We start from the raw sequence: 1,057 nt of genomic DNA on the forward strand, positions 1-1,057 counted from the left end.
GGGGTGGGATACCTCATCTTGGAACAGGCTTCCCGCTTAGATGCCTTCAGCGGTTATCCCTTCCGAACATAGCCAACCAGCCATGCCACTGGCGTGACAACTGGCACACCAGAGGTCCGTCCGTCCCGGTCCTCTCGTACTAGGGACAGCCTTCCTCAAGTATCCTGCGCGCGCGGCGGATAGGGACCGAACTGTCTCACGACGTTCTAAACCCAGCTCGCGTGCCGCTTTAATGGGCGAACAGCCCAACCCTTGGGACCTACTCCGGCCCCAGGATGCGACGAGCCGACATCGAGGTGCCAAACCATGCCGTCGATATGGACTCTTGGGCAAGATCAGCCTGTTATCCCCGGGGTACCTTTTATCCGTTGAGCGACACCCCTTCCACCAGGAGGTGCCGGATCACTAGTCCCGACTTTCGTCCCTGCTCGACATGTCTGTCTCACAGTCAAGCTCCCTTGTGCACTTGCACTCGACACCTGATTGCCAACCAGGCTGAGGGAACCTTTGGGCGCCTCCGTTACCCTTTAGGAGGCAACCGCCCCAGTTAAACTACCCATCAGGCACTGTCCCTGAACCAGATCATGGTCCGAGGTTCAGATTCCCAATCCGACCAGAGTGGTATTTCAACAACGACTCCACACCCACTAGCGTGAGCGCTTCACAGTCTCCCACCTATCCTACACAAGCCGAACCGAAAACCAATACCAAACTATAGTAAAGGTCCCGGGGTCTTTCCGTCCTGCCGCGCGTAACGAGCATCTTTACTCGTAATGCAATTTCGCCGGGCCTGTGGTCGAGACAGCCGGAAAGTCGTTACGCCATTCGTGCAGGTCGGAACTTACCCGACAAGGAATTTCGCTACCTTAGGATGGTTATAGTTACCACCGCCGTTTACTGGCGCTTAAATTCTCAGCTTCGCGCCGAAGCGCTAACCGGTCCTCTTAACGTTCCAGCACCGGGCAGGCGTCAGTCCATATACATCGTCTTGCGACTTCGCATGGACCTGTGTTTTTAGTAAACAGTCGCTTTCCGCTGGTCTCTGCGGCCAACCACC

Annotated in this window: 1 rRNA gene; it reads right to left on the reverse strand. The window is 56.3% G+C overall.

Features of this window, described 5'->3' with window-relative positions:
• Nucleotides 1-1,057 (reverse strand): 23S ribosomal RNA (locus ACWDNU_RS46945); the annotation flags it as partial.

The sequence above is a fragment of the Amycolatopsis sp. NPDC003676 genome, from assembly GCF_053587275.1.